The sequence below is a fragment of the Streptomyces sp. NPDC042100 genome (genome assembly GCF_055582325.1).
Window position 1 is genome coordinate 557,359 of the sequence record NZ_JBVJDK010000002.1, and the last position, 24,186, is coordinate 581,544.

The window sequence follows — 24,186 nt, forward strand, 5'->3', positions numbered from 1 at the left end:
GGGGCCCGATCCGCTGGACGGGCCCGATCCGCTGGGCGGGGGCGGCCCGTGGGCTGGTCCGCTGGGCGGGCCCGATCCGCTGGGCGGGCCCTAACCCGGGAAGTCCCGGCCCCGTTCCGCGTACTGGGCGCGCAGGCTCGCGCGGGCGGCCGGGGTCAGGGGTTCGTACGGGGCGGTCGGGGTGGGGCGCCACCAGGTGGGGTCCGGGGAGCCGAGGGCGGTGCGGCGGAGGGCCACCCGGTGGATCTTGTTGGTGGCGGTGAGGGGGAGTTCGGGGACCACCCGGACGAAGCGCGGCGGCATCTTGGTGCCGAGGTCCGGCTGGGCCGCCAGGAAGGCGCCGAAGGCGGCGGGGTCGAAGGCGGTGCCGGGGCGCAGGGCCAGCGCGGCCATCACCTGGTCGCCGGCGGCCGGGTCGGGGACGGCGTACACGGCGACTCCGGCGGCCCGGTCCCAGCGGGCCAGGATGTTCTCGATCATGGCGGCGGCGAGGTTCTCGCTGTCGACGCGGAGCCGGTCGTCGGTGCGGCCCGCGAAGTAGAGGAAGCCGTCGGCGTCCCGGTAGAAGAGGTCGCCGGTCCAGTACCAGCCGTCGCGGAGCCGGGCGGCCTGCGCCTCGGGGTTGCGCCAGTAGCCCTCGAAGGGGTTGCGGCCCCGGTTGACCAGCTCGCCGACGGCCTCGTCGGCGTTGAGCAGGGCGCCGGCCGGGGAGAAGCGGGCCGGGGGGCATACGCGGCGGGTCTCCGGGTCGACCACGGCCAGGTCGTCGGCGGGGGCGGCGCGGCCGATCGCGCCGGGCGGGGTGCCGGGGGTGCGCTGGATGGCGGCGCCGCCCTCGGAGGAGCCGTACCCCTCGACGAGCCGGGCGCCGAACCGCGCCTCGAAGCGGGCCGCGTCCACGGCGCCCGCCTCCGTCCCGAAGCCGATCCGGACGGCGTGGTCGCGGTCGTGCGGGGTCTCGGGGGTGGCGAGGAGGTACTGGACGGCCCGGCCGACGTAGGTGAAGTAGGTGGCGCCGAAGGCCCGGACGTCGGGGAGGAAGCGGGAGGCGGAGAAGCGGGCGCGCAGGGCGATCCCGGCGCCCGCGACCAGCGCGGGGGCCCAGTCGGCGATGACGGCGTTGCCGTGGAACATCGGCATGCAGATGTAGTGGGTGTCCTCGGCGCGTATCCCGAAGTGGGAGACGAGGGAGGCGCCGGCGGCGGCGAGCCGGCCCTGGGAGCAGACGGCCGCCTTGGGGGCGCCGGTGGAGCCGGAGGTGAAGGAGAGGAGGAGGCGGCTGTCGGGGCCGACCGGGCGGAGGGGGACGAGGTCGTCCGGGGTGGCGGCGGCGTAGGGGGCGAGGAGGGCCCCGTACGCCTCGGTGTCGGTGACCAGGATCCGCAGGCCGGGCAGGGCGAGGCCGTCGAGCAGCGGGAGGTGGGCGCGCTGGGTGACCAGGACCCGGCACTCGGTGTGGCGGATGTCCCGGGCGAGTTCGGCGCCGCGCCGGGTGGGGTTGATCCCGGCGACGGCGGCCCCCGCGAGGGCCGCCGCGCCGAGCCAGAGCGGGTACTCCGGTGTGTTGTCGAGCAGCAGGCCGAGGTGCGGCTCGCACCCCGGCCGGTCGGGCATCAGCTCCGTGAGCAGCGCCGCGCGCGCGGCGGCGCCGGCGGCGACCTGGTGGTGGGTGAGGGCGGTGTGCTCGTCCCTCAGTCCGGTCCGCTGGTCGTCCCACTGGCGTCGTACGAGCTCCGCGACGGTCCCCATGGGGGCGGATGCTAACTGACGCTACGTCAGAACTGAACGTCCGAGCACGCGTAGAAGGCGTTCCCGGTGTCCGCGACCGTCCATACGGCCAGGATGACGCCGCGCCCGGTCTTGCCCGCCGGGATGGTCCCGGAGTGCGAGAGCGTGGCCGGCGGCTGCTGGCTGTTGTACGGGACCACCAGGAAGGGCTGGGTGTCGAGGTCGGCCCTGGTCAGGGCCTTGGTCCCGGTCCAGCCGTTCTTGGTGACGTAGTAGCGGAAGTCCGTGGTCGCGTGGCGGGCCGTGAACTGCCAGCGGAAGGTGTAGCTCTGGCCCGCGGTGACCTTGGTGGTGGGCCAGGCGCCGCCGCGGGGGTCGTCGAGCTGCGAGAAGCGGGAGTTCCCGCCGGCGCAGATCTTCCCGTCGGCGGGGCCCGCGGCCGGGAAGCCCTTGAGCCCCTCGACCGACTGCGGCTCCCACTGGATGTCGCCGCAGTTCTTCACGGTGCCGTTGGCACAGAGTTTCTGGCGGCTGATCGGCGAGTCGGTGTAGCCGTGACTGCTCGCACTGGTGGTGGCGAAGAGGGAGGCGGCGGCGATGCCGAGCGCCACGGCCGCCACTCCTGTCTTTTTGCGCATAGCTTCGCTCCAGGAGAACGTGGGGGAGTTCTGTGGGTCGTGCCGCACGCGCGCGATGACACTGATTCCGGTCTAGACCAAGTACCAAGGTATGGCCGGAAGTTGAGCATGTCCATACCAATGAGCGAGGGTCACGCGCCCTCCCCCGGGCCCGTGCGGCCCGTGTAGAACGCGACCGTCAGGTCCTTCACCAGCGCCTTGCGCTCGTAGTCGTCGAGCTCGACCAGACCACGGGAGGTCAGCCGGTGGACCACGTCGTCCACCGCGTCCACGACCGAGGTCAGGACGCTGTCCCGGTGCTTCGCGTCGATCGCGGCGATCCGGCGGCGGCGCATCGCGGCGGCGACCTCCGGGGCGTACTCGATCCGGGTCGGCTGCGCCGAGAAGACGTCGATGCCGACCGGGGCGCACTCCGCCGACAGCATCCGGGTCAGCGCCTCGCCGACCGCCTCCGCGTCGCGGAGGGTCGGCGCGTCCTCGTGGAAGGCGTCCGCCGGGAGCTGGCTGAGCACCCGGGCCATCGCCGCCTCGACCTGCTCGCGCAGATACTCCTCGTGCCGGGCCACGCCGAGGGCGGCGCGGACCGTGTCCCGGATCCGCCACACGACGAGGACGACGACGTCCAGCGCCGTGCCCTTCGCGTCGACGGCGGGCAGCGGCTCACTGCGCCAGTGCCGCAGGCGCACGTCGACGCGGCGGCGCAGCAGCAGCGGGCTCACCCAGAGCAGCCCGGTGCGGCGGACGGTCCCCCGGTAGTCGCCGAACAGCGTCAGGACCAGCGCGTAGCCGACCCGGCCGCGGCCGAGGCCGCCGAGGAAGAAGAGGGCGAGGAGCACGCCGAGGGCCAGCAGGCCCCACTGGCCGAGGTGGATCCCGTGGTACGGACGCGAGGGCAGCCGCAGCATCCGCGCGGCCTCCTCGGGGACGGCCCCCGTCCACCACACGAGGGCCGCGCACCCCGCGAGCGCGAGGGCCCCGCCGGCCACGCCGACCCAGCCCGGCAGCACCGGACCCGGCCGCTCCACGAGCTGGGGGTCGGCGGTCGGGGCGGGCCGCGCGGGCGTCCGGGCGGGCGCGGGGACCGCCGCGCCGCCGCGCGGGGCCGGCTTGTGCGCGGGCACCTTCGGCTTGGGTACGGGAACGGTCGCGGGGCCCCCGTCGTCGGCCCCGTCCACCTCCTCACGGAACAGCAGGTGCACGGGGATGGACCCGGTGGTCTCGGTCCCGATGACGTTGCGCCGCCGCGTCACGGGGGGCCGCGGGGCCGGGCCGGGTGCGGCGGGCGAGGCGGACGGGACGGGCGAGGCGGACGAGTTGAGAGAGCCGGGCGAGACGGGAGAGGTGGGCGAGGCGGCGACGGGCACGGCGATCCCCTGGGCCCGCGCCCCGGCGATCCACGCGAAGTCGACTCCCCCATCGGCCCCGGACGGCTTCCCGGCGGAGCCGCGCACCGGGCGGGCCTTGCGGCCGGACGCGCGGTCGAGGCGGACGGGGGTGGGGGGCGCGTCGGCGGGGGCCTTGCCGGCGGGGGCGGGTGTGTCGGCGGCTGGGGTGGCCTTGCCGTCGCGCTCGCCGCGCGGGTGGGCGGGGGCCTCGGCGGCGGAGGTGGCCTCGCCGCGCGGCTGCGCCGAGGCTGGGGTGGCGGGTGCGGGGGCCTGGTCCGCCGGGGCCACGGAGGCCGCCGGGCTCGCCGGGACCGGCACGTGGCCCTCCCGGGCCGCAGGGGCGGCGGGAGCGGCGGGGGGCGTCAGGCCCACCGGGGCCACCCGGGTGGCCCGGGTCGCGGGGGTCGCGGGGGCCGCGGGGGCTGCGGGGGTCGCCAGGTCGGCGTGAGGCGGCCGGACAGGCGGGTCCGCCGGACTCGCCGGACTCGCCGGACTCGCCAGGGTCACGGGAGCCTCCGGGGTGGCGCGGGCCGCCTGGGCCGCCGGAACCGCCGGGGTGGCGCGGGCCGCCTGGACCGCCGGGTTGGCGTGGGTCGCCGGAACCGGCGGGGTGGCCGGGGCTGCCAGGGCCGCGGGGGTCGCCAGGTCGGCGTGAGGCGGCCGGACAGGCAGGTCCGCCGGACTCGCCGGACTCGCCAGGGTCACGGGAGCCTCCGGGGTGGCGCGGGCCGCCTGGGCCGCCGGGACCGCCGGGGTGGCGAGGGCCGCCGGGACCGCCGGGTTGGCGTGGGTCGCCGGAACCGGCGGGGTGGCCTGGGTCGCGGAGGCAGCGTGGGGCGTCCGCGTGAGCGTGTCCGCCGGGATGGCCGGGGCCACAGGGGCCTCCGGGGTAGCCGAGTTGGCGCGGACCGCCGGGGCCGGGTGCGGTGTCCGGGCGGGCGGGTCCGCCGGGACCGCCGGGGGCGTCAGCCCCAGCGGGGCTACCGGGGTCGCCCGGGGGGCCGGGGCGGCGTGGGGCGTCCGGGCAGGCGGGTCCGCCGGGGCGGCCGGGGGCGTCGGCCGCGCCGGGGACGTGACGGGAGGCTGAGGCGCCCGGGCCGCCGGAGTGATCGGGCCCGTCCCGGTCGGGGGGACCTGCGGGGCGGTCCCGGCCCCCGGGGCCCCCGGGGTCACCGAGGTCACCGGGGCGGCCGAAGCCGCCCGGGCCCTCGGGCCCGGCGCGCCGGTCGCGGGCGGCGTGGCCGCCGGTCCCGTACGAGCCGCCTGGCCCGCCGAGGCGGCGGGAATCCCCGAAGTCGCCGTGCCTACCGCGCCCTCCGGGTGCGCCGTGCTCGTCGCGGGCCCGGAGGCGGCGGGCACCGCCCGGGTCACCGGGACCCCGGCGCCGACCGGGGCCGTCGAGGGCACCGAGGCCGTCGCAGACGCGGAAGCCGTCGGGCTCACCGCAGGCGTCGAGGCAGCCGGAGCCGTCAGCCCCGCCCGGGGTGCCTGGGCCCCCGAGGCCGCCGCACCCGCCCCGCCCTCCCGGGCCACCGCACCCGACGCGGACACCGGAGCCGTCAGCCCCGCCTGGGCAACCTGGGCCGTCCGCACCCCCGAAGCCGCCGCACCCACCGCCCCCGGCGCGAGCGCCGTGCCGGACGGCGGGGGCGTCGGGGCCACCGGCCCCACCGGGGCCGTCGCCGTCCCCGGGCCCGCCAGGTCAGCCGCCACCGGGCCGCGCGCCGGCGAGCCCGTACCGTCCCCGGAACGGCTCACGGCCTCGCGGGCCGGCTCCCCCTGGGTCGGGTCCGGCGGGTTCGGGCGGAGGCGGCCGTCGGTGAGGCGGCGGGCCGTTCTGGCCGCGTCTCGGGTGGCCGCCGGGCCGGAGTCCGGGGGGTTCGGGGTCGATGCCGTCATTCGGTCCGCCTCACGTTCTCGGGGTCATCGGAACAAGCGCCGCCAGGTCTCCGGGCCCGGGTAGCCGTCGGCCGCGCCGCCGCGCCAGCCCTGGGCCCGCTGGAAGGCCTCGACATTGCGGCGGTCCGCCTCCGTCCACTGCGGACCGGGACCCGACGCGTAGTGCTTGCCGAAGCCCCGCTTCACCAGTTGTTTGCCCAGCTTCTCCACATATGCGCTGGATTGGCCCGGACGGAAGTAGCCACGCCCGGGAAACCCGCTCGCAGTTGCGCTCGACCCGCCCGAACCACTCGAACCGCCGATGTCCTTGCCCTGCCCCGACACCAGCAGCGCCCACGTCTGCGGGCCCGGCAGACCGTCCGCCGCGCCGCCCTTCCACCCCTGGGCCTGCTGGAACGCCTGGGTCGCCTTCCGGTCGGCCTCGCCCCAGCGGGGGCCGGGGCCCTGCGCGTAGAACTTCTTGCCGCCGCGCGCCACCAGCAGCCGCCCGAGCTGCGTGACGTACGCGTTGTTCGCGCCCGGCCCGAAGCTCGCCGCGCCCGGGTACGGCGTCGCCGTGGTGTCCGTGCCCGTGCCCGTGCCCGTGCCCGTGCCCGTGCCCGAGCCCGAGCCCGAGCCCGCGTTGCCCGAGCCGCCGCTCACCACGCCCTTGTAGCGGTAGGCGAGGTAGCGGTCCGAGTTCTCCCAGTACGCGAGCGGAGTCGCCTGCTTCCGGGTGCGCGGCTTGGTCTGCTCGTACGCGATGTACGAGGTGTGGGTGTAGTCCGTCCACCCGCCGAAGATCGTCACGTGCGAGCCGCGCGTCGGGTTGGCGGGGTTGTGGAAGAGCAGGATGTCGCCGGGCTGGAGGTCCGCGCGGTCGACGCGGTCGGCGAAGCGGTCGAGACTGCCGGTCCACTCGTTGCTCCGCAGGTTCCACGCCATGGAGATGTAGCCGGAGCAGTCCTGCCGGTAGCCGTCGCTCCAGTACCGCTCCATCGAGTACGGCACCTGCGCCGCGACCCAGATCTTCGCGCGGTTGATGATCTCGGCCCGGGTCGTCTTCCGCAGGGTGGCGGTGGAGATCTGACTGGTCGTCGGGGTCGCGTCCGGGGACGGCGCCGAGCCGGGACCCGGCGCGCCGTGCAGCGGGCCGGCGCCGCCCTGCGGGGTCTCCGGGCCCGGGACGGCGGCCAGGAGGCGGGCCTCCGCGCCCGCCGCCGCCGTCGTCGCCCCGGCCGTGTCGGCGGAGTCCGCCACCGCGTCCGCCGCGCCCGTGCCCGCGCCGCCGAGGACGACGCCCGCCGCCGTCACCAGGACCAGCGCGCGGCGGGCGCCGTGCGCGGCCGGGGGGCCGCCCGCCCGTACGGGGAGCCCCAGCGCGAGGTCGCGCCGCTGCCGCGCACAGCCCGCGCAGGCGCAGTCCGACGCGGGTTCGATTTCTTCGAAGACCGGCACACTCATGTGTTCCCCTCCACACTCGTCAAGATCTTTTGGAGCTCCTGCACGGGCGCCAGTGTCTCAACTGTCTGGACAAATCGCATTTTGACGGATCGAAGGCTCGATACGACCATCCGACAGGCCGGGCGGGGCGGTGAATGGTCAGGAGCACGGTCGGGGGTCCTGTAGAGTTCTCGATGTCAGCAGGCGCCGCTAGCTCAGTTGGTTAGAGCAGCTGACTCTTAATCAGCGGGTCCGGGGTTCGAGTCCCTGGCGGCGCACGCGCATGACTGAGGCCCCCACCGATGGTGGGGGCCTCAGTCGTATGCAATCGTTCGCTCGTGTTCGGCGTACGGGCTCTGGGCCCGGGGTCGGGCCTCGCCCTACAGTGAGCGGAACCCGACCTCCCGCGGCGGCTCCGGGCTCCTCCCGCGGCCCGTGAGCCCGCGGTCGAGGACCGGTCCGGCCGGCGGCCGGCGGGAGCCGATCCGCCGGCCGGTGCCCGGTCGGACGCCCCCGCCGCGAGCTCGCCGGTGTCAGCCCTTGGCCGTCTTCACCGAGGTCAGGTACGCCGAGACCACCACGTTCGCCGTGTAGGCGCCCGCCTCCCGGTCGAAGGTGCCGCCGCAGGTGATCAGCCGCAGCTCGGCCTGGTCGGGCCGGCGCTGCCCGTACGCCTTCCGGGGGTCGAAGCCCTCCCGTTCGAGGACCTGGACGTCCTCGATGGTGAATTCCGCGACGCTTCCGTCCGAACGGGTTACGTCGACCGTGGCGCCGGGCCTGGCCGCGCTCAGGCCGTAGAAGACCGCCGGGCGGGTCTCGGTGTCCACGTGCCCGACGAGGAGCGCGGCGCCCGAGGCGCCGGGGCGGGTGCCCGCCCCGTACCAGCCGACCGTCTGCGGCATCTCGAACGGCGGCGGGTCGATCGCCCCCGCCGCGTCCAGGCCGCGGGCCACCACCGGGGCGGCGATCCCGACCGAGGGGATCTCGACCCGGCGCGGCTCGACCGCCGCCGTCGGGGCGTGCGCCGGTGGCAGCGGCAGCCCGAGCGGGCGCCCCACGGCGGCGATGTCGCCGGTGGCGGGCGCCGGGACGGCGGGGCCGTCCGCCGCGTCCCGGCCCCAGAGCCACAGGCCGCACAGCAGCAGCGCCCAGGCCGCCCCGGTCAGCGCCCGCCCGGAGGACACCCGGTCAGTCCGCGCCCTGGCCCGCGCCGGTGCCGCGGCGGCGGGCGCTGCGGAAGGCGACGGACACGGCGGCGACGGCGGCCAGGCCCAGGCCCAGCAGCGTGTACGGGGTGCCCAGCCCCTCCTCGGCGGCGGTCTGCGCCACGCCGGGGGCCGCCGGGGCGGCGAAGGCGGCCGTGCCGCCGCCGCCCGCCCGGACCGGGGCGATCGGGGACGGGTGGTGGGTCGGCTCCTGGTGCCGCTTGACGTGCACGGTGCCGACGTCGGGGTGGTCGTGGCCGTCACAGGTCACGCTGATCTTGTACGTGCCCTCGTCGAGACCCGACTTGAGGGTGGTGTCGCCGAACAGCGGGTCCTTCCCGCCGTCCCGGCCGGTGAGACCCGCGTCGGCGACGAACGCCTGGGACTTGGCGGCGCCGGTGGTGCCCTTGCAGCCGGTGACCCGGATGTCGACGTCGGCGCCGGGATGGGTGCTGGCGGGGGTGACGGTGGCCTGGACTCCGTCGTGGGCCAGGGCGGTGCCCGCCGTGGGCGCGAGCACCAGAACCAGAGCCGCCCCCGCGGCACGGAGAGCGATGGGACCTGAACGCATGGTGACCTCCTGATACTGGCAGGGTCACCCGGTTCGGGCCGTTCCGCATCCGCAGGGCGGCGGCCAGGGGACGCGCGTCCCGTCGGTCAGATGCGCTCGACCAGGTCCGCGATCGACTTGACGACCTTGGACGGGCGGAACGGGAAGCGGTCGATCTCCGCCTGCGAGGTCAGGCCGGTCAGCACCAGGAAGGTCTGCATCCCCGCCTCCAGGCCGGCCAGGATGTCGGTGTCCATGCGGTCGCCGATCATCGCGCTGGACTCCGAGTGGGCGCCGATCGCGTTCAGGCCGGTGCGCATCATCAGCGGGTTCGGCTTGCCCGCGAAGTACGGCTCCTTGCCCGTCGCCTTGGTGATCAGGGCGGCGACCGAACCGGTGGCGGGCAGCGGGCCCTCCAGCGACGGGCCGGTCTCGTCCGGGTTGGTGCAGATGAAGCGGGCGCCCGCGTTGATCAGGCGGACCGCCTTCGTCATGGCCTCGAAGGAGTACGTGCGGGTCTCGCCGAGCACCACGTAGTCCGGGTCGTGGTCGGTGAGCACGTAGCCGATGTCGTGCAGCGCCGTGGTGAGGCCCGCCTCCCCGATGACGTACGCGGTGCCGCCGGGGCGCTGGTCGTCGAGGAACTTCGCGGTGGCCAGCGCCGAGGTCCAGATGTTCTCGACCGGGACCTCCAGGCCCATGCGGGCCAGGCGCGCGTGCAGGTCGCGCGCGGTGTAGATCGAGTTGTTGGTGAGCACCAGGAACGGCTTGCCGGTGTCCCGCAGCTTGGTGATGAACGCGTCGGCGCCGGGGATGGGCACGCCCTCGTGGATGAGGACGCCGTCCATGTCGGTGAGCCAGGATTCGATCGGCTTGCGCTCTGCCATGGGTTCGGGACTCCTGCCGTACAAGACTTCCGGTGTGCTGGGGGCGACGCGACAGCTCTGTGGCGACGCCCCCAGCCTAGGTCAGGAAGCCGCGACCGTGACCCCGTCGATCACCCAGTACCAGTTGTTGGAGCCGGTGTAGCGGAAGCGGAAGCTCACGCTGCTCGCCCCGGCGGGGACGGCGACCGGGACGGACTGGGGCCGCGAGATGACGTCCGCCGTGTAGCTCTTGACGACCGTCGGCGTGCCGCCGTTGAACGAGGCCAGGATCTCGGCCGTCTGGGCGCCCTCCTGGCGGTAGAGGGTGGTGAAGCCGAGGGTGACCCGGCTCGCGCCCGCGACCGGGTACGCCGGGGTCACCAGGGTCGAGTCGTAGGTGCCCGAGAAGCTCTTGTCGGCCCACTCGTCGGAGTCGGCGACCGCGAAGACGCCCCGGGCGCGCACGTTGAGCTCGCGGGACTGGTCGCGCTGGGAGCGGGACCAGAACTCGTCGGTGGCGAAGGACCAGCCGCGCCACTCGGTCACGCCGCCGGTGCCCATGGCGTTGTTGATGACGGACCAGCCGGCGGGGGCGGTGCGGGTGAAGCCGAGGACGCCGGCGGGGATGCCGGTCTCGTCGACGCGGCCGGTGAGGGAGGGGTGGAGGGTGTCGAAGGGGTCGGTGGAGCGGTCCTGGACCGGCTTGCCGTCCAGGCCCCAGGCCGGGTCGGGGACGATGCCGAGCTGGCAGAAGACGGTGGCGGCGACGTCGACGAGCCGGGTGTCCACAGGGCGGGCGCCCGCCTCGATGCCGGGGCCCTGGGCGAGGACGAAGGTGCGGCGCTCCTCGATGCTGGAGCCGCCGTGGCCGCCGGCGTCGGTGTGGCCGTGGTCGGTGGCGACGATGACGGTCCAGCGCTCGGTCGCGTACGTCGGGCGGGCCCGGATCGCCGTGAGGAGGCGGCCGAGGTAGGCGTCCTGGACGTCGATGGCGTCGGTGTACTTGGGGCTGGCGGCGCCGTAGCTGTGCCCGATCTCGTCGGTCTCGCCGAAGTAGACGAAGAGCACGTCGGGGTTCTGGTTGCGCAGCACGTCCTCGGTGATCTCGGTGATCACCCGGTCGTTGACGGCGTAGTCGTTGTTGTAGACGATCTTGGCGTCGGCGCCGGGGGTGACCGTGCCGTAGGTGTCGAGCTCGGGCCAGTCGACGGCGGCGAAGAGGGAGAGCCCGGGGCGGACCTGGTGCAGCCGGGCGAGGAAGCCGGGGTAGGTGCCGTAGTCGCGGCCGGTGAAGGTGTTGTCCTTCACGCCGTGCTTGTCGGGCCAGACGCCGGTGGAGATGGTCGACCAGCCGGGGCCGGAGGAGGTGGCGGCCATCGGGTTGGCGTAGAGCAGCGAGCGGCCGTAGGTGCCGTTCGCCATCAGGGACTTGAGGGTGGGTGCCTTGGCGGCGTCTATGCGGTCGTGGCGCAGGCCGTCCATGCCGACGACGAGCACCTTGTCCTTGCTGATGCCGTCGGGGAGCGTCGGGGCGGCGGCGGCCGTGGTGGCGGCCTGGGTGCCGGGGGCGGTCACCAGGCCGGTGGCGGCGACGGCGGCCGTGGCGCCGGCGGCGGCGAGCAGGGTCCGGCGGGTCGGCCGGGCGGACGGCTGGGCGGAGCTGGCGATGCCGGGGATCGGCATGTCGGGAGTCCTCCGTGATCGGGGGTGAACTGACGGCACACCAACGCCCCTGATTGCTCAGGGGCGTCGCGCGATCTGGCGTTGGTCCGTACCCGTTATCTTTTCGCTATACGGGTGCGGGGCGGAAGGGACGTGCGGTGAACTCTCAGCTGCCCGTGGCGGTCTTCCACGCGTCCACGTAGGCGGTGAGGTTCGTGTCGATGTCGGACCAGTCCGGCTCGAAGACCTCGACGCCGTCCATCAGCTTGGCGAGCGCGAGGGCGTTGGCGTCGGTGGGCTTGACGTCCTTGCGGGCGGGGAAGCCGCCGCCGATGGCGCTGACCTCGCGCTGGGCCTGCTCGCCGAGCATGAAGTCGAGCAGCTTCTTGCCGTTCTCGGTGTGCGGGGCCTTGGCGACGAGCCCGGCGGCGTACGGCAGGGCGAAGGTGGTCGGCTTGCCGCCCGCCTTGGCCGGGAACCAGATGTCCAGGTTGGGCATGGACCGGGCCTGGGCGTAGTTCATCTGGACGTCGCCGTTGGCGACCAGGATCTCGCCCTTGTCGACCTTCGGGGCGAGCTTGGAGGTGGAGGAGGACGGGCCGACGTTGTTGGCCTGGAGCTTCTTCAGGTAGGCCATGGCCGGCTCCTGGCCGCCGAAGTCGTGCAGGGCCTTGATGAGCACGGCGGTGCCGTCGCCCGCGACGCCGGGGGTGGAGTACTGGACCTTGTCCTTGTACTTCGGGTCCAGCAGCTCCTCCCAGGTGGTGGGGGCGGGCTTCGCCTGCCCCTTGTTGCGGATGAAGCCGAAGTAGTTGTTGACGACGGAGGTCCACTTGCCGTCGTCGGCCTTGTCGGCGCCGCTGACCTGGTCGGCGCCCTGCGGCGCGTACGCCTGGAGCAGTCCCTTGGAGTCGGCCTGCTGGATGAAGGGGGGCAGGGTGACGAGGACGTCGGCCTGGGTGTTGTTCTTCTCGCGGGCGGCGCGCTGGACCATCTCGCCGGAGCCGCCCTCGACGTACTTCACCTTGATGCCGGTCTGCTTCTCGAAGTCCTTGAAGACCTTGTCGTACCAGCCGTCGCCCGCCTCGCCCTTGAGGCCGTCGGCGCTGTAGACGGTGACGACCTTCTCGTCGGCGGCCGCGGAGGAGCCGCCGCAGGCGGTGAGGGTGGCGGCGAGGGCCAGGCAGCCGGTGACGGCGGCGATCGGCTTGGCGTACGGGAAGGGGGTAAGCATGACGTCGTTCTCTCCTGACGGCTAGCGGTACGAGGCTTTGGTACGGATGCGGGAGACGGCGAGCAGGACCAGCAGGGTCGCCGCCATGAGGACCACCGCGAGCGCGGAGCCCGTGAAGAGCGAACCCCGGTCGGTGGCGGTGAAGATGAGCACCGGCAGCGGGAGCCAGTCCGGCGGGTAGAGCATCATCGTGGCGCTCAGCTCGCCCATGGACAGGGCGAAGCAGAGGCCGGCCGCCGCGGTCAGCGACGGCAGCAGGAGCGGCAGCCGGACCCGGAGCAGGACGTACGAGGGGCGGGCGCCGAGGCTGGCCGCCGCCTGCTCGTACACCGGGTCGAGCCGCCGGATCGCGGCCGAGACGGACTGGTAGGCGAAGGCCGTCACGAGCACGGTGTGGGCGAGGATCACGATCCAGCGGGTGCCGTTGAGGAGCAGCGGCGGCTGCGAGAAGGCGACCAGGACCGCGAGGCCGACGACCACCGAGGGCACGGCCACCGGCAGCATGAACAGCGCGTCGACGATCCGGCGCCCGCGCCTGCGCAGCGCGGCGGCGGCGAGCGCGGCCCAGGTGCCGGCGGTCAGCGCGAGGGCGCTGGCGGCGAGGGCGGTGACGAGGCTGGTGGTGAGCGCCGTCAGCGACTCGCCGCGCAGGGCGGCGGTGTAGTGGGCGGTGGTCGGGCCGGAGGGGAAGGCGCCGGACCAGTGGGTGGAGAGGGAGGCGGCGAGGATGACGAGGAGGGGCAGGGCGAAGAGCGGGACGAAGAGGACCGCGAAGAGGGCCCAGACCGCCCACCTCCCGGCTCGGCTATGCACCAGCACGGCGGCTCACCACCCGGTAGACGGCGTAGAGCCCGACGGAGAGCACCACGTTGACGACGGCGACGACGCAGGCCGAGGCGTAGTCGGATTCGAGGATGGCCTTGCCGTAGACGAGCATCGGGAGGGTCGTGACGCCCTTGGCGCCGGTGAAGAGCACGATCCCGAACTCGTTGAGGCACATCACCAGGACCAGGCTGCCGCCGGCGGCGAGCGCCGGGAGCGCCTCGGGGAGGATCACCCGCCGCACGATCCGCAGCGGGCGGGCGCCGAGCGAGGACGCCACCTCCAGCTGGGCGGTGTCCAGCTGGGAGAAGGCGGCGAGCAGCGGGCGCATCACGAAGGGCGTGAAGTACGTGATCTCGGCGAGGAGCACGCCCCAGGGGGTGGTCAGGAAGTGGAAGGGCCCGTCGGCGGCGCCGGTCAGGTCCGTCCACAGGCCGTTGGCCACGCCGACGGTGCCGTAGAGGAAGAGCAGGGCGAGGGTGATCAGGAAGGACGGGAAGGACAGGAAGACGTCGATGAACCGGGCCACCGCCCGCCCGCCGGGGAACGGTACGAAGGCGATGACCAGCGCCAGCGTGAAGCCGAGGACGAGGCACCCGGCGGTGGCGGCGAGGGCCAGCCACACCGTGGTGACCAGGGCGTCCCGGAACGAGGCGGACGCGAAGACCTCGGCGTAGGCGCCGGGGGCGAGGGACTCGCGGACGACGAGGGCGAGCGGGTAGAGGAAGACGACGGCGAGGGCGAGGACCGGGGGGACGGTCCAGAACCAGGTGGGCGCGCCCGCCCGGGTCCCGGTCCGGGGCTCCTCGGACGGCGTCCGGGGGAGGGCGGGCGCGGCGTCCGCCGCGGGCCGCGCCGCCACGACGCCCGCGCCCGGGCTAGTCATCGTTCACCCCGGCGGCCAGCAGCACCGCGTCCTCGCGGGCGAAGTGCAGGGTCACCTCGTCGCCGAGCGCCGGGGTCTCCCGCAGCTCGCGGACGTCGGCCTTGATCCGCCGGGCGCCGACGTCGACGTACAGCCGGTGGGTGGAGCCCCGCCACTGGACCTCGGCGATCCGGCCGCTCAGCGCGTTGGGCCCGGGGCCGAGGCCGACGAGGTGGGGCCGGACGCACAGGGTGGCGCCCGCGCCCGGCACGGCGTCGGTGCCGGCGACCGGCACGTCGAGGGCGACGCCGTCGAGGGTGACCCCGTCGGCGCCGACGACGACCGGCAGCAGGTTCGCGTTGCCGACGAACGAGGCCGTGAACTCCGTGCGGGGCCTGCGGTACAGCTCCTGCGGGGTGCCGCAGTCCCGCAGCCGGGCCCGGTCCATGACGGCGATCCGGTCGGCGAGGGTGAGCGCCTCGACCTGGTCGTGGGTGACGTACAGGATGGAGACGTCGGGCAGCTCGCGGTGCAGGCGGGCCAGTTCGGCGAGCATCCCGGAGCGGAGCTGGGCGTCGAGCGCGGAGAGCGGCTCGTCGAGGAGGAGGACGTCGGGGCGGATGGCGAGGGCGCGGGCGATGGCGACGCGCTGCTGCTGTCCGCCGGAGAGCTCGCGCGGGTAGCGCCGGGCGTACGCCCCCATGCCGGTCATCTCCAGCGCCTCGGCGACCCGGCCGGGGATCTCGCCCTTGGGCGCCTTGCGCGCCTTCAGTCCGAAGGCGACGTTGTCCTCGACCCGCAGGTGCGGGAAGAGGGCGTACTGCTGGACGACCATGCCGATGCCGCGCTTGTGCGGCGGCAGCGCGGTGACGTCCCGGTCGCCGATGAACACCCGCCCGGCGGCGGGCCGGACGAAGCCGGCGACGGCCCGCAGGGCGGTGGTCTTGCCGGAGCCGGAGGGCCCGAGCAGGGCCATCACCTCGCCGGGCCCCACGGTGAGGTCGAGGCCGTCGAGGACGGTGTGGTCGCCGTACCGGACGGAGACGCCGTCGAAGCGTATGCCGCTGGTCATGCCCCGTACTCCCGCAGCAGGTCGGGGAGTTCGGCGACGGAGGCGAGGACGTGGGTGGCGCCGTGCTCGGTGAGCGCGGCCTCGCCGTGCGCCCCGGTGAGGACGCCGGCGACGATCCCGGCGCCGGAGCGGGCACCGCTGAGCATGTCGTACGAGGTGTCGCCGGCGACCACGGTGTGGCGGACGTCGTCGACGGCGCCGGTGCGCAGGAAGGCGGCGAGCACCAGGTCCGGGTAGGGCCGGCCGCGGCCGCCCGCGTCGGCGGGGCACAGGGTGAGGGCGACGAGCTCGCGCCAGCCGAGCGCGTCGAGGATGGCGTCCTGGGTGACGCGGGCGAAGCCGGTGGTGAGGACGACGGTCCTGCCCTGCTCGCGCAGGGCCGCGATGGCCTCGGCGGCACCGGGGACGGGGGCGATCCGGCCGGCCGTGACGAGCTCTCCGTAGGCGTCCTCGAAGGCCAGGTTGGCCTGCTGGGCGCGCTGTTCGTCGCCGTCGAAGAGGTGCCGGAAGACGGAGATCTTGGACTCGCCCATGGTGGCGCGGACGTAGTCGATCATCGTGGCGGGGTCCTCGCCGAGGCGTTCGGCGGCGGCCGTGAAGGCCTGCTCGACGAGGCCGCCGTCGGCGACGGTGGTACCCGCCATGTCGAGGACGACGAGGTTGTGCTTCTGCATGGCGGTCACCAGCCCAGTTCGTTCGCGGTGGTCTCGGCGATGGCGGGCGAGCAGGTCATGCCGCGTCCGCCGGGTCCGGTCACCAGCCACACGCCGTCGCGCACCCGCTGGCGGTGGACGACGCGGCTGGTGTCGGTGCACTGCGCGTACACGCCGGCCCAGCGGCGCCGGACGCGCGGCAGGGGGCGGCCGAGGAAGGACTCGACGACGCGGGTGAGGTGCTCGTAGGGGTCTTCGAGGGTGTCGAAGGCGAAGGGGTGCTCGTACTCGTGGGTGTCGCCGATGGTCAGCCCGCCGTCGAGGCGCTGCACCATGAGGAGCTGCATCTTGTGGGCGGCGGCCGTCGGGTCCTGCGCCTGGCCCGCGTTGAGGGCGTCCAGCTCGGGGGAGGCGTACGCCGGGTAGTAGCGGAAGGAGTCGGCGTCGGCGACGGAGGTGGTGAGCGGCTCGCCGAGCGGGTCGGTCTGCATCATCTGGAGGCGGACCCGGCGGACCGGGACCGGGCCGGCGATCTCGCGGACCAGGCCGGAGAGCCAGGCGCCGGTGCACAGGACGACCGTGTCGCCGGTGTGGGTGTCGCCGTGGTCGTCGCGGACCGCGTGCTCGCCGACGACCTCGCGGACCTCGCGGTTCGGCAGGAAGGTGTAGCGGCCGGTGGCCAGCAGGGCCTCGCGGAGGGCGAGCTGGGCGGTGCGGGGCTCGACGGCGGCGTCGCGCTCGCACCACAGGGCGGCCTGGGCGACGCCGTTGTCGAACGCGCCGCGCAGGGCCGGGTTCACGGCCAGCGCCTCGGCGGCGGTGAGCAGCTTGTAGCCTCGGGCGGCGGCGTCGGGGCGGGCCAGGGCGGCCTCGGCGACGGCGAGTTCGAGCGCGTTGCGCACGGGGGTGAGGGACCCGATCGCCCGGAAGCCGAGTCCGGGGACGCGGGCGCCGATGCCCTCCCAGAGTTCGCGGGCGCGCAGGGCGGTGTCGAGCTCCTCGCCGCCCGCCCGGCCGCTGACCCATATCTGGCCGAAGTTGCGGAGCGAGGCGCCGCGCGCCTCCGCCTCGCGCTCGATGTGGACGACCTCATGGCCGCGTTCGACTGCGTGCCAGGCGTGCATGGTTCCCACCACGCCGGCTCCTACGACGATCACCTTCATGCCGTTCACGGTCGGGGCGGCGGGTGACCCGGACCGATCGGCTGGGCGACGGGATGGTGAACGGGCCGCCAAACTTGGACTAGACCCGTTATCGTTCCGTTACCGGTGCGGGGTGGGGAAGGGCGCCGAAGGCAGGCGGACGGGCGGGCGCCCCGGGGTCAGCCCTGGCGGCCCAGGTGGGCCGTGAAGCTGAAGCGGTCGCCCCGGTAGAGCGTGCGGACGCGCTCCAGCGGCCGGCCCGCCGTGTCCCGCGAGACGCGGTGGATGAGGAGCATCGGCAGCGCGGGCGGGGTCCCGACCAGCAGGGCCTCGCGCGGGGTGGCCAGGACGGTCTCGATCCGCTCGTCGGCGTCGCCGAAGGAGATGCCGAGCCGGTCGTGGAGATAGGCGTAGAAGGACGAGTCGGGGTCGAAGTCCGTGTCCAGGCGCGGGGCGCGCGCCTCGGAGACGTACGTGCTCTCCAGGCCGACCCGCTCCTCGTCGGCGAGCAGCACCCGCTCCATGTGCCAGACGGGCTCGCCGCGCGCCGCGCCGACCTCGGGGGCGAGCGCCTCGGGGCACGGGAAGCGGTCCAGCGAGATCAGCGAACGCCCGGGGGTGCGGCCCTGTCTGCGGACGCCCTCGGTGTAGCTGGCGAGCGAGAGCGGCTGCTCCAGCTTGGGCCCGGCGACCACGGTGCCGCGCCCCTGGCGGCGCAGCCGGCCCTCCAGCAGCAGCTCGCGCAGGGCCTGCCGGACGGTCTCGCGCGAGACCTCGTAGCGGACGGCGAGATCCCGCTCGGTGGGCAGCGCCCCGCCCTCGCCCAACTCGGCGATGAGCGCGGCGACTTTCGCCTTCACGGCGTAGTACTTCGGGATGCGGCCGTGCTCGGGGATGCCGGAGCGGATCGGCGCGCCGGGGTCATCGGGGCTGTTCGGGTTCTCCACCCGGTGATCGTTGCAGATGGGAGTGAACGGGACGGTGTACGCGGGGTGGCTTACGCGTGCCGCCGGACTCGGGGGGGGGTGGGCCGCGTGGGATGGCTGCACGCGGCGGTGTGCGGGGGGGGCCTACGCGCGGTGCCGGACGCGGCGGTGTACGTGGGGTGGCCCGCGCTCGGCGGCGGACGCGGCGGTGTACGTCGGGTGGCCTGCGCGCGGCGGCGGACGCGGCGGTGTACGTCGGGTGGCCTGCGCGCGGCGGCGGACGCGGCGGGCGGTCAGCATCAGGGCCGCGCCCGCGCCGAGCAGCGCCGCCGCGGCGGGCGCGGTCCGGCGCGCGGACTCGCGGCCGGTGCGGGCCAGTTCGGGCCGGTCCGGACGGGGGGCCGTGCCGGGCGGGGTGGGGCGGGCGGGGTCGGCGGGGGCGCTGGGAGCCGCGCCGCGCTCGGTGGCGGCGGGGGCGGGCTCGCGGTCGGCGGGGCCGACGGTCAGCGTGTAGGCGCCGGACTCGCCGACCCAGTCGCCGTCGTCGCCTCGCCGCTGGACCACGGCGGCGCTGACGACGACCTCGTCGGGTGCGGTGTCGGCGCGGAAGGCGAGGCGGACGGGGACGGTGAGGGTGTGGCGGGCGGGGACGGCGAAGCCGGTGAAGGGGGCGGGGGGTGCCGTGCCTGCGGGGGGCGAGGGGGCGGAGGGGGTGAAGGGGGTGGACGGGGTCGAGGGGGTGGACGGGGTCGACGGGGTGAACGGGGCCGACGGGCTCGGGACTTCGCCCGGGTCGCCGAAGACGCCCACGCTCTCCGCCCGGTCGGTCCCCTCGAAGGCGACGGGCCGCCACAGCCGCGCCCCCGCGTCGTAGAACTCCGCCCGGACCTGGGCGGGGCGCAGGGCGCGGGCGCGGTCGGTGAGGACGAGGACGGGGTGGACGCCGCCGCAGGGCCGGGCGGTGGTGTTGGTGAGGTCGAGGTTCCAGGTGAGGAAGTCGCCGCCCGCGGTGTAGGCGGTGGGGCCGTCCTGGATGCGGGCGGCGAGCGGGAAGTCCCGGGCACCGTCCGCCCCGCACTCGGGCGGCGCCGCCAGGGCGGGCGGGAGTCCCCCGGCGGGTGAGAACGCTACGGCGCGCAGGGGCGCCAGGGCCTGCGAAGGCGCCAGAGCGGGCGGAGGCACCACGCCCGGCGGAAGCGCCGTGGCGGGCGGGAGCGCCCGGGACGGCGGGAGCACTAGGGCGGGCGGGAACGCCAAGGCAGGCGGGAACGCCAAGGACGACGGCACCGCCGCCGCGGCGGCGGCGGAGAACACCAAGGCGGGTGCGGGCGCCACGGCCTGCGGGAGCGCCAGGGCGCGCGGGGACGCCGCGCCCGGCGGGGGTGCCAGGGGCGCGAGGCCCGGCGGGAACGCTGCGGGCGCGAGGCCCGGCGGGAACGCTGCGGCCCGTTGCGGCGCCACGGCGGGCGGGGGCACCACGGCCTGCGGGAGCGCCAAGGCCTGCGCGGCCGGGGTGGTGGCGGCCGTGGTGAGGGCGGCGAGGGCGAGGGCGTTGCGCAGTCGCATGGGGCGGTGCCTTTGCTGCTCGCGGACGTACGGGTCGGCCGCGACGCTGCCACGCGCGGCCGGGCCGCCGCCCGACCGACACGGCCCGGCCCCCCGGACGCCGCGCGATCCCGCCCGATCAGCCTATTTTCCGACCGGCGGGGACGGGAAGCCCGAAGGTTCGGCGCCGAAGACGGGGGCGAGGAGGAGATGCGCCGCGCCCTCCGCGACGGTGTCGGGCGCGTCCGTCACGGCCACCTCCGCCGTCAGGCCCAGCTCGGCCAGCACCCCGCGCACTCCGCGCGCGAAGGGTCCGGGGGCCGCCAGCACCGCCCGGCCGCCCAGCAGCACCCGGTCCATGTCCAGCAGCCGGACCAGGTTCGCCGCGCCCGTGCCCAGCACCCGCGCCGCCCCGTCGAGGTCGCCGCGCGCGAGCGCCGCCAGGCACAGCGCCTCCAGGCAGCCGCGCCCCCCGCACTCGCAGCGCGGGCCGTCGAGCTGCACCGTCTGGTGCCCCAGCTCCCCCGCCCCGGTCCGGCCGCCGCGCAGCACCGCCCCGCCCAGGACCAGGCCCGCGCCGAGCCCGGTACCGAGATGCAGATACGCGAACGAGCCCGGAGCCCCCGGGCACAGCGCCAGGCCCAGGGCGGCGGCGTTGGTGTCCTTGTCCAGCACGACGGGCATCCCCAGCCGCCGCGCCAGCTCCTCGCGCAGCGGGAAGCCGTCCCACTCCGGGAAGCCGGTGACCCTCCCGGGCCGGCCCGCCCGGTGGTCCAGCGGGCCCGGCATCGCGACCCCGGCGCCGAGCAGCCCGGGCGGCGGGACGGCCGGGCGCCCGCCCAGCAGGGCGGCCACCTCCGCGCGGGCCGCCGCCAGCACCGGCTCCGCGCCCGCGCCCAGGTCCAGGGGGGCGCGGCGGACCGCGACGCGCTCGCCCGCCAGGTCGAGCAGGACGGCGGTGAGCTCGTCGCGGTCGAGGTGCAGGCCGACCGCGTGCCCCGCACCGGGTACGAGCCGCAGCACGGTCGCGGGCTTGCCCCCGGTGGAGGCCCGGCGCCCCGCCTCGGCGGCCAGGCCCTCCGCGCGCAGCCGCGCGGTGATCTTGCTCACGGCCTGCGGGGTCAGCCCGGCCCGGTCCGCCAGCTCCAGCCGGCTGATCCCCTCCGGGCCCGCCGCCCGGAGCAGGCCGAGCACCAGGGCGGCGCTGGAGCCGCGTGGGGCCGACAGGGCGGACGGGGCCGACGGGGCGAGCGGGGCGAGCGGGGCGCCGCCAGGACCGGCCCCCGCGCCCGGTCTCAGGCCCGCACCCGCCTCCGTACCGGCACCCGCGCCCGGCGCCACCCCCACACCCACACCCACACCCGCCCCAGCCCCCGCATCCGTACCGTCGCCCGTCCCCACACCCGTACCCCTGTCCGTGCTCACCCCTCCATTGTCCCCCGTGCTTGCACTTTGGCAACGACGTTGCCAAAGTGGACGGCATGACTGGTACCGCCCCCGCCCCCCTCCGCGTCGGTCTCGTCGGCTACGGCCTCGCCGGGTCCGTCTTCCACGCCCCGCTCGTCGCCTCCTCCCCCGGGCTCGTCCTCGACACGGTCACCACCCAGAGCCCCGAGCGGGCCGCCCAGGCGCGGGCCGGGCACCCGGGCGTCACCGTCGCCGGTTCGCCCGAGGAGCTGTGGGAGCGGGCGGACGAGCTCGACCTGGTCGTGGTCGCCTCCCCCAACAAGACGCACGTCCCGGTCGCCACCGCCGCCCTGGAGGCCGGGCTGCCCGTCGTCGTGGACAAGCCGCTCGCCGGGACCGCCGCCGAGGCCCGCGCGCTCGCCGCCCTCGCCGACGAGCGCGGGCTGCTGCTCTCCGTCTTCCAGAACCGCCGCTGGGACGCCGACTTCCTCACCCTCCGCGCCCTCCTCGCCGACGGCGAGCTCGGCGAGGTCCAGCGCTTCGAGTCCCGTTTCGAGCGCTGGCGCCCGCTCCCCAAGGGCGGCTGGCGCGAGTCCGGTGCCCCGGAGGAGATCGGCGGACTGCTCTACGACCTCGGCAGCCACGTCGTCGACCAGGCGCTGGTCCTCTTCGGCCCGGTCGTCCGGGTGTACGCCGAGTCCGACGTGCGCCGCCCCGGCGCCGAGGCCGACGACGACACCTTCCTCGCGCTCACCCACGCGAGCGGCGTCCGCTCGCACCTCTGGGTCAGCGCCACCACCGCCCAGCTCGGCCCCCGCTTCCGGGTGCTCGGCCAGCGGGCCGGCTATGTGAAGTACGGGCTCGATCCCCAGGAGGCCGCCCTGCGCGAGGGCCTGCGCCCCGAGCCCGGCACCCCCTGGGGCGTCGAGCCCGAGGGGCTGTGGGGGCGGCTCGGCTCGGGCGAGTCCCCGCTGACCGGCGGCGGCACCCCGGTCGCGACCCTGCCCGGCGCCTACCCGGCCTACTACGCGGCCGTCGAGGCCGCCCTGCGCGGCACCGGCCCCAACCCGGTCACCGCGCACGAGGCGGCCGACGCCCTCGACGTACTGGAGGCGGCCCGGCGCTCCGCCCGCGAGGGCGTGGCGGTGACCCTGTGACCGCCGCCGGGACCACCGGGCCGGCCGGGGCCGCCGGGACCACCGAAGTCGCCTGGCTTGAGGCGCAGGAGGCCGCGCTGGTCCTCCCCCGGTTCACGCACGAGGACGCCTGGACCCTCGGCACGATCCTGGTGGAGCTGGCCCGCGAGCGGCGCGCGCCGGTCGCGATCGACGTCCGGCGCGGACCACAGCAGCTGTTCCACTGCGCGCTGCCCGGGTCGAGCGCCGACAACGACGCCTGGATCGACCGCAAGCGGCGGGTGGTGGAGCGGTACGGCGTGAGCTCCTTCCTGGTGGGCGCCCGCTTCCGCGCCAAGGGCACCACCTTCGAGCAGTCCTCGCGGCTCGACCCGGACCGCTACGCCGGGCACGGCGGTTCGTTCCCGCTGGCCGTCGCGGGCGCGGGCGTCGTCGGCTCGGTCACCGTCTCGGGGCTGCCGCAGGCCGAGGACCACGCGCTGGTCGTCCTCGGCCTGGAGCGTCTGCTCAGTGCGTACCGGTCGAGCGGCGGCGGCGCCGGCTGACCCACACGAGCGCGCCGCCGCTGGCGGCGAGCCCGGCGGCGGTCACCCCCATGACGATCCTGCCGGTGGTGGAGCCCGCACCGGTGTCGGGGAGTTCGCCGCCGCCGGTGCTGGAGCCGGTGGAGCCGGTGGAGCCACCGGAACCGCTCGTCTCGCCGGTGTCCGAGCCGCCGTCCGTCGAACCGCCGTCCGTCGAGCCCCCGTCGGTCGAACCCCCGTCGGTGGAGCCGCCGTCAGACGTGCCCCCGTCCGTACCGTGCGAGTCCGTCGGGCTCGGCGTGGGGGTCGGAGTCGGCGTGGGGGTCGGGGTGGGCGTCGGGGCGGGCGTCGGGCCGAGGTCGTGGCAGTCCGGCAGGTCGCCGTTGAACGGATAGGCGTGCAGCTCCTGCCCGCCGCCGCCGCTCGCCAGCGACGTGTGGGTCAGCGAACCCGCCGTGTAGAAGCGCCCGTTCATGCCGGGCAGGGTCACCGTCGCCATGCCCGACGGCTGCCCCAGGAGCACGCTCCCCTCGAACTGTCCGCTGCCCTCGAAGGTCGCCCGCGTCGCGTCGGGGAAGTTCCACAGCAGCCGGTCCTGCAGGCCGGCCGGGACGTCGCCGCTGTACGTGTCGATGGTCCGGTCCGCCCCGTAGATGTTGACCAGGACCGTGGCCCCGTCCGGGATGCCGGTGAAGCGGAAGCCCTGCGAGCCGCCGCTCTTCGACTCCAGGTCGAAGTCGACGTCGAAGACCTGGAGCTTGGACGTCCCGTCACCCGTGAAGAGCGTCTCGCTGCCGCTGTTGACGGCGGTGCCGGTCGCCTTGCGGTGCTTGAAGTCCACGTACGCGTAGCAGCGGCTGGCCTCCTGGAGCTGGATCCGGAGCGCCTTGTACTTGTCCACGGCGGCGGTGTCGTGGACGGCCGTCGGGGAGACCGTGCCGCTGAGCGCGCCCCCGTACCGGACGACGCCGTGCACCGGCCCCTCCTCGGCGAGCAGCCGCTGTCCGGCGGCGATGGTGATGTCGCCGCCGGTCGCCATGAAGTCGGTGCCGTCGTCCGGCGGGACGCGCGAACCGACGCCCGCTACGCCGACGTTGTAGATCTGCGAGACGCCGGCCCGCTTGTTCATGTCGAACTTCCCGAGGACGACCACCTTGCCCTCGGCCTCGGCCGCCGCCTGCCGGACGAGGAAGTCGCCGCCGACGAAGACGTTGACGTTGTTGTCGCGCCCGGCGATCGTCCCGTTGTTGACGTCCGGGTACGGGTCGGGGCAGCTCCCCGGCAGACAGGGGCCGAGGCCGCCGGGGAGCGGTTCGGCGAGGCTCGCGGTGGCGAGACCGCCGACGAGGGCGACGGCGCCCGCGACCGCCACTGCCGTTCTGACCAGAAGCCGACGATTCGACACATGTGCACTCATATGGGCCAATATGCAGAATTCGGCGACCTAAGGCGACGCCCCACGCGCAGGGGCGCCCGAGGCGTCGCCCGAACGACTCAGCCCTGGG

At 75.5% G+C, this 24,186-nt stretch carries 20 protein-coding genes and 1 tRNA gene; 3 read left to right on the forward strand and 18 right to left on the reverse strand.

Going from position 1 to position 24,186, the window contains the following annotated elements:
• Window positions 1–90: 90 nt before the first annotated feature.
• From ACZ6J5_RS06655 to ACZ6J5_RS06670, 4 genes are all read right to left on the reverse strand, one after another.
• Window positions 91–1,749, reverse strand: a complete 1,659-nt coding sequence (locus ACZ6J5_RS06655; RefSeq protein ID WP_469388322.1) for an AMP-binding protein — start codon at window positions 1,747–1,749, stop codon at window positions 91–93.
• Window positions 1,750–1,775: 26 nt separating this feature from the next.
• Entirely contained in the window at window positions 1,776–2,366 is a 591-nt protein-coding gene (locus ACZ6J5_RS06660) for a lytic polysaccharide monooxygenase auxiliary activity family 9 protein (protein WP_469388325.1), read from the reverse strand.
• A 131-nt stretch (window positions 2,367–2,497) separates the two neighbouring features.
• Window positions 2,498–4,627, reverse strand: coding sequence for an SPFH domain-containing protein (locus ACZ6J5_RS06665; RefSeq protein WP_469388327.1), 2,130 nt, complete (start codon window positions 4,625–4,627; stop codon window positions 2,498–2,500).
• Window positions 4,628–5,674: 1,047 nt separating this feature from the next.
• The gene (locus tag ACZ6J5_RS06670; protein WP_469388329.1) at window positions 5,675–7,093 is read right to left on the reverse strand and encodes a peptidoglycan-binding protein; all 1,419 of its coding nucleotides are present in this window, start codon (window positions 7,091–7,093) and stop codon (window positions 5,675–5,677) included.
• A 183-nt stretch (window positions 7,094–7,276) separates the two neighbouring features.
• Between ACZ6J5_RS06670 and ACZ6J5_RS06675 the strand changes: the two genes are divergently transcribed.
• Window positions 7,277–7,350: transfer RNA gene (locus ACZ6J5_RS06675), tRNA-Lys, on the forward strand.
• Between the two features lie 255 nt (window positions 7,351–7,605).
• Here ACZ6J5_RS06675 and ACZ6J5_RS06680 read toward each other — a convergent pair.
• The 13 genes from ACZ6J5_RS06680 to ACZ6J5_RS06740 all read right to left on the reverse strand — a co-directional run bounded on the left by ACZ6J5_RS06680 (window position 7,606) and on the right by ACZ6J5_RS06740 (window position 20,841).
• Window positions 7,606–8,256, reverse strand: coding sequence for a class F sortase (locus ACZ6J5_RS06680; RefSeq protein ID WP_469388331.1), 651 nt, complete (start codon window positions 8,254–8,256; stop codon window positions 7,606–7,608).
• A gap of 4 nt (window positions 8,257–8,260) precedes the next feature.
• A complete protein-coding gene (locus ACZ6J5_RS06685; RefSeq protein WP_469388334.1) occupies window positions 8,261–8,848 on the reverse strand; it encodes a hypothetical protein in 588 nt (195 codons plus the stop codon).
• A gap of 86 nt (window positions 8,849–8,934) precedes the next feature.
• Window positions 8,935–9,714, reverse strand: a complete 780-nt coding sequence (locus ACZ6J5_RS06690; protein ID WP_351662848.1) for an HAD-IIA family hydrolase — start codon at window positions 9,712–9,714, stop codon at window positions 8,935–8,937.
• A gap of 81 nt (window positions 9,715–9,795) precedes the next feature.
• On the reverse strand, window positions 9,796–11,376 hold the full coding sequence (locus ACZ6J5_RS06695; protein ID WP_469388337.1) for an alkaline phosphatase family protein: 1,581 nt from the start codon (window positions 11,374–11,376) through the stop codon (window positions 9,796–9,798).
• A gap of 145 nt (window positions 11,377–11,521) precedes the next feature.
• Window positions 11,522–12,589, reverse strand: a complete 1,068-nt coding sequence (locus tag ACZ6J5_RS06700; protein ID WP_469388340.1) for a 2-aminoethylphosphonate ABC transporter substrate-binding protein — start codon at window positions 12,587–12,589, stop codon at window positions 11,522–11,524.
• A gap of 21 nt (window positions 12,590–12,610) precedes the next feature.
• Window positions 12,611–13,408, reverse strand: coding sequence for an ABC transporter permease (locus tag ACZ6J5_RS06705; protein WP_469388342.1), 798 nt, complete (start codon window positions 13,406–13,408; stop codon window positions 12,611–12,613).
• Window positions 13,395–14,297 carry a 2-aminoethylphosphonate ABC transporter permease subunit gene (locus ACZ6J5_RS06710; RefSeq protein WP_469388344.1) on the reverse strand — a complete coding sequence of 301 codons (903 nt, stop codon included), beginning with the start codon at window positions 14,295–14,297 and terminating at the stop codon, window positions 13,395–13,397. Before ACZ6J5_RS06710 ends, ACZ6J5_RS06705 begins: the two co-directional genes overlap by 14 nt.
• A complete protein-coding gene (locus tag ACZ6J5_RS06715; protein WP_469388347.1) occupies window positions 14,290–15,348 on the reverse strand; it encodes an ABC transporter ATP-binding protein in 1,059 nt (352 codons plus the stop codon). Before ACZ6J5_RS06715 ends, ACZ6J5_RS06710 begins: the two co-directional genes overlap by 8 nt.
• Window positions 15,345–16,022, reverse strand: coding sequence for a phosphonatase-like hydrolase (locus tag ACZ6J5_RS06720; protein WP_469388349.1), 678 nt, complete (start codon window positions 16,020–16,022; stop codon window positions 15,345–15,347). The genes ACZ6J5_RS06715 and ACZ6J5_RS06720 overlap by 4 nt, the downstream gene beginning before the upstream one ends.
• 5 nt (window positions 16,023–16,027) lie before the next feature.
• Window positions 16,028–17,164 carry a TIGR03364 family FAD-dependent oxidoreductase gene (locus tag ACZ6J5_RS06725; RefSeq protein ID WP_469388352.1) on the reverse strand — a complete coding sequence of 379 codons (1,137 nt, stop codon included), beginning with the start codon at window positions 17,162–17,164 and terminating at the stop codon, window positions 16,028–16,030.
• Between the two features lie 158 nt (window positions 17,165–17,322).
• Window positions 17,323–18,090: a GntR family transcriptional regulator gene (locus ACZ6J5_RS06730; protein WP_469388356.1), complete on the reverse strand. Its 768-nt coding sequence runs from the start codon at window positions 18,088–18,090 to the stop codon at window positions 17,323–17,325.
• Window positions 18,091–18,213: 123 nt separating this feature from the next.
• The gene (locus ACZ6J5_RS06735) at window positions 18,214–19,635 is read right to left on the reverse strand and encodes a hypothetical protein (protein WP_469388358.1); all 1,422 of its coding nucleotides are present in this window, start codon (window positions 19,633–19,635) and stop codon (window positions 18,214–18,216) included.
• Between the two features lie 123 nt (window positions 19,636–19,758).
• Window positions 19,759–20,841, reverse strand: coding sequence for an ROK family transcriptional regulator (locus ACZ6J5_RS06740; RefSeq protein WP_469388667.1), 1,083 nt, complete (start codon window positions 20,839–20,841; stop codon window positions 19,759–19,761).
• 254 nt (window positions 20,842–21,095) lie between these two features.
• Here ACZ6J5_RS06740 and ACZ6J5_RS06745 point away from each other — a divergent pair, with 254 nt between their 5' ends.
• On the forward strand, window positions 21,096–22,178 hold the full coding sequence (locus ACZ6J5_RS06745) for a Gfo/Idh/MocA family protein (protein ID WP_469388360.1): 1,083 nt from the start codon (window positions 21,096–21,098) through the stop codon (window positions 22,176–22,178).
• Entirely contained in the window at window positions 22,175–22,702 is a 528-nt protein-coding gene (locus ACZ6J5_RS06750; RefSeq protein ID WP_469388362.1) for a heme-degrading domain-containing protein, read from the forward strand. The genes ACZ6J5_RS06745 and ACZ6J5_RS06750 overlap by 4 nt, the downstream gene beginning before the upstream one ends.
• Here the strand turns inward: ACZ6J5_RS06750 and ACZ6J5_RS06755 are convergent.
• Window positions 22,665–24,098 (reverse strand): choice-of-anchor A family protein, encoded by a 1,434-nt coding sequence (locus ACZ6J5_RS06755; protein WP_469388365.1) that lies wholly within the window; start codon window positions 24,096–24,098, stop codon window positions 22,665–22,667. The two genes, ACZ6J5_RS06750 and ACZ6J5_RS06755, sit on opposite strands and share 38 nt — an antisense overlap.
• Window positions 24,099–24,186: the final 88 nt, after the last annotated feature.